The 3,909-nt window shown below is 73.9% G+C and carries 4 protein-coding genes; 3 read left to right on the plus strand and 1 reads right to left on the minus strand.

The window, feature by feature from the left end:
* Together QM582_RS09025 and mmuM are read left to right on the plus strand one after the other, a co-directional pair.
* Window positions 1-417: glycerate kinase (locus QM582_RS09025; RefSeq protein ID WP_415083697.1), on the plus strand; the 417-nt coding region annotated here is incomplete at its 5' end.
* A gap of 322 nt (window positions 418-739) precedes the next feature.
* Window positions 740-1,624, plus strand: coding sequence for a homocysteine S-methyltransferase (gene mmuM / locus QM582_RS09030; protein WP_415083698.1), 885 nt, complete (start codon window positions 740-742; stop codon window positions 1,622-1,624).
* Window positions 1,625-1,697: 73 nt separating this feature from the next.
* On the opposite strand, the gene QM582_RS09035 is transcribed toward mmuM, so the two are convergent.
* Window positions 1,698-3,035, minus strand: coding sequence for a glycosyltransferase (locus QM582_RS09035; protein ID WP_415083700.1), 1,338 nt, complete (start codon window positions 3,033-3,035; stop codon window positions 1,698-1,700).
* A gap of 73 nt (window positions 3,036-3,108) precedes the next feature.
* Between QM582_RS09035 and QM582_RS09040 the strand changes: the two genes are divergently transcribed.
* Window positions 3,109-3,759: a TetR/AcrR family transcriptional regulator gene (locus tag QM582_RS09040; protein WP_415083701.1), complete on the plus strand. Its 651-nt coding sequence runs from the start codon at window positions 3,109-3,111 to the stop codon at window positions 3,757-3,759.
* The last annotated feature ends 150 nt before the right edge of the window (window positions 3,760-3,909 follow it).

Genomic DNA, 3,909 nt, shown 5'->3' on the forward strand with positions numbered 1-3,909 from the left:
CTCGCCGCCGAGGGCGCCGCCCGCCCGGGTGCCGGTGCCGCCGGCGGCGTCGGCTACGCGGCGATGACGGTGCTCGGCGCCGAGCCGCGGCCCGGCGTCGACCTGGTACTGGAACTGGTCGGCCTGGACGCCCTGGTCGCCGGCGCCGACCTGGTGATCACCGGCGAGGGCAGCCTGGACAGCCAGAGCCTGGGCGGCAAGACCCCGGTCGGGGTGAGCCGGCTGGCCGCCGCGCACGGCGTGCCGGTGGTCGCGGTCTGCGGCCGCTGCGCCCTGCGCCCCGAACAGCTCCGAACGGCCGGTTTCGAGGCCGGCTTCGCGCTGGCCGACCGTGACCCGCGGCGCTGCTTCACCGACACCGCCGCCATGCTCACCGAAGTCGGCGCGGAGATCGCCGAACGATTCCGGGTTTCCTAAGCCTCAATCCACCGATTGGCGCCTACTGCGCGACCCCAGCTGGGCGCACTGGCTTCGCCCGACCCGCTCACCGTACGACCCGGTACGCCTTCGCGTTCCCGGCTTGCCATTGCACCCATCTGGCGCCGCTCGCTACGCCGCCCATCGGTGGATCGAGGCTAAGCCTCAATCCACCGATCCGCGCCTACTGCGCGACCCCAGCTGGGCGCACTGGCTTCGCCCGACCCGCTCACCGTACGGCCCGACAACCGCGGAGCCCGCGGCAGGCCCCACCCCAGGGGTGACCGGGGCACGGGCTGGTGCGCTGCGTTACCGTGACCGGATGGAGAGCTTCGCCGCGGCGCTGGCCGATCGGGTCGTCCTGCTGGACGGCGGACTGGCCACCCGCCTGGAGGCCCGGGGTCACGATCTCAGCGACACGCTGTGGTCGGCCCGGCTGCTGCTGGAGGATCCGGACGAGATCCGCGCCACCCACGAGGACTTCTTCGCCGCCGGCGCGGAGGTGGCGACCACGGCGTCCTATCAGGTCAGCGAGTCGGGCTTCGAGGCCGCCGGGCACACCGCGGCCGAGGCCCGCGAGGCACTGCGCCGCAGCGTCCGGCTGGCCCGTGAGGCGTCCGAGGCGTTCGGGGCGCCGCGCTGGGTGGCGGCGTCCGTCGGTCCCTATGGCGCGACCTTGGCCGACGGCTCCGAATATCGCGGTGACTACGGGTTGAGCGTGGCGCAGCTGCGGGCCTGGCATCGTCCGCGGCTGGAGATCCTGGCCGAGGCCGGTGCCGATCTGCTGGCCTGCGAGACCATTCCGTCGCTGGCCGAGACCGAGGCGTTGGCCGCCGAGCTGGACTCCCTGGGCATCCCGGCCTGGATCGCGCTGACCACCGTCGGCGACCGCACCCGGCGCGGCGAGCCGGCGTCCGAGGCCTACGCGATCGCCGCCGAGGTGCCGAATGTGGTCGCGCTCGGCGCCAACTGCTGCGATCCGGACGACGCCGCCGCCGTGCTGGCCGCGGTCGGTGGACGGCGTCCGGTGGTGTTCTACCCGAACAGCGGCGAGCAGTGGGACAGCGCCGGCCGGGTCTGGACCGGTGAGCCGGCCGCGGCCGGCAGCGCCCGAGCCTGGTCGAGGGCCGGGGTCCGGGGCCTGGGCGGCTGCTGCCGGGTCACCCCGGAGCAGATCGGCGGGATGCGGGCAGAGCTCGACCGCTGATCGAGCTGGTCGCTGATCGAGCTTGTCGAGATCCCGCGGTGCCGTCGGTACCGACAAGCTCAACCGACAGACCTCAGACGGTGGGACAGGTCTCAACAGGCTCGACCCTCGAGTCGACCCTGGCACATCGGCGCCCGATCACGGCGTCCAGGGCCCGGACGAAGCCGGCCACGCCCGGCGAGGCCGCGATCTCGGCACCGATCCGGCCCGCCGCCTGCCGGTAGGACGGATCGGCCAGCACCCGCTCGACGCCGCGGCGCAGCTGGGCCGGCGTGGGCCGCTGCGCCCACAGCCGGACGCCCACCCCCGACCAGGCGATCCGGGCCGCCACCTCGGCCTTGTCCTCCTTGCCCGCGGCGACCACCAGCGGGACGCCGTGCCGCAACGCGAACTGGACGCCGCCGTAGCCGCCGTTGGTGACCATCACCGTGGTCCGCGGCAGCAGCTCCTCGTAGGGCAGGAATTCCGCCGCCCGGACGTTGCCCGGCAACGCTCCCAGGCTGGCCACCGGCGCACCACCGGTGGCGACCAGCACCAGCGGCTCGCGGTCGGCGAAGGCGTCGATGGTGGGCCGGATCAGCTCGGTCAGGTCGTCGTTGGCGATGGTGCCCTGGGTGACGTGCACGACCGGACGGCTGCCGTCCAGCTCCGCCCACCAGTCCGGCAGCGCATGCTGGCGCGAGCCGGACGCCGACACCGGCCCGACGAAGGTGAGCCGCTCCGGATCGGCCTCCGGACGCGGGTATTCGAAGGAGGGCACGGTCAGCTGGATCACCCCGTCGGCGTACTGCAGCCACTGCATGATCCGGATGCTCGGCTCGTGGCCGAGGACTCGGCGTCCGATCTCCCGGTCGGCGGCGTCCAGCGAGGCGAACAGCCGGTCGCTGACCGCCCGCAGCACGGCGTTGCGGAGCCGTCCGGCCAGTCCGCCCAGCGGCGGGACGCCCAGGCCGAACGGCGCCAGGTCGGCCGAGGGCATGCTGAGCGGCAGCACCCCGCCGACCAGCACCGGCGGGCGTTCGGTGGCCGGCTGCCCGGCCAGCAGCGCCCCGGCGGCGAAGGTCGGGTCGGTCACGATCGCGTCGGCGGGTTCGTCGCCGAGCAGGCGGCGGATCGCCGCGTACTGGGCCGGGGCGGGCCGGACGAAGATGTGTTCGAGGTCGTAGGCGACCGCCTTGACCGGTGACAGCCGCTCCCGCTCCGGGAAGTGGGCCGAGACATTCCGGTCGTCGAAGTCGGCCTCGCCGGGCAGCGGGACGTGCTCCGCGCCGGTGGCCAGGACGGCGGCGGCGAACCGCGCGCCGGTGAGGAACCGCACCCGATCGCCGCGCGCGACGAGTTCGGCGGCCAGCGGCAGCAGCGGCGTGACATGGCCGTGCACCGGGACGCTGGCGAAGATGACCGATGCCATCAGGACTCCCATCTCTGTGGTGTAGCGTTGGCTACAGGAGCCGAGTATTCACTACCCTGATACAGGAATCAATATGGCTACAGAAGTCACCATGGGCAAGCGCAGGTATTCGTCGGAGTTGCGGGAGCAGCAGGCCGCCGCCACCCGGGAGCGGGTGGTCCGGGCGGCCGCCGAGCTGTTCGCGTCCCGCGGCTACGCCGCGACCTCGCTGCCGCAGATCGCCCGCGCGGCCGGGGTGTCCACCGAGACCGTCCAAGGGCACGGGCCCAAGCTGCGGCTGCTGCGGACGGCCATCGACCAGTACGCCTTCGGCGCCCGCAGCGACCAGGCCCTGATCGACACCCCGCTCGGGGCGCGGTTCCTGGAGGCCGGCTCGATCGCGGACGCGGCGAGGATCTCCGCCGACATCCTGGTCCAGGTGAACGGCGGGACGCACGGCCTCTGGCTGGCCTTCTCCGAGGCCGCCCGCGGCGATGCGAAGCTGGCCCGCGAGCTCCGGGTGCTGGCGGAGCGGATCCGCGCCGAGAACCTGGCGATCCTGCGGCTCTGGCGCGAGCGCGGCTGGCTGCGGGACGACGTGTCCGACGACGTCCTCGCCCGGTGGAGCGACGTGATCAGTTCGGTCGAGGTGTACGACCGGGTGGTCCGGGTGGAGGGCTCCAGCCTCGACGAGTATCGCGACCTGCTGGAGCGGCTGCTGCTCGAACTGCTGGCCCGGCGCTGACCGCGCCGGACAGGCCCGCCGGACGGGGCGTGCCGGACAGGCACGCCGGAAGGGCACGCCAGACGGGGCGCCGGAAGGGGTCCGAACGAGGCGCCGGAAGGGGTCCGGACGTGCGCCGGCGGCGGCCGCCCTCGCATCCAGGCTCGGGCA

This window comes from Micropruina sp. (genome assembly GCF_047607385.1).
Taxonomy (GTDB): Bacteria; Actinomycetota; Actinomycetes; order Propionibacteriales; family Propionibacteriaceae; genus Micropruina.

What these genes read in the sequence shown, in the direction of transcription:
- mmuM (WP_415083698.1), top strand. Translation starts at nt 740, where the DNA reads ATGGAGAGCTTCGCCGCGGCGCTGGCCGATCGGGTCGTCCTGCTGGAC.
- QM582_RS09040 (WP_415083701.1), top strand. Translation starts at nt 3,109, where the DNA reads ATGGCTACAGAAGTCACCATGGGCAAGCGCAGGTATTCGTCGGAGTTG.
- QM582_RS09035 (WP_415083700.1), bottom strand. Translation starts at nt 3,035, where the DNA reads ATGGCATCGGTCATCTTCGCCAGCGTCCCGGTGCACGGCCATGTCACG.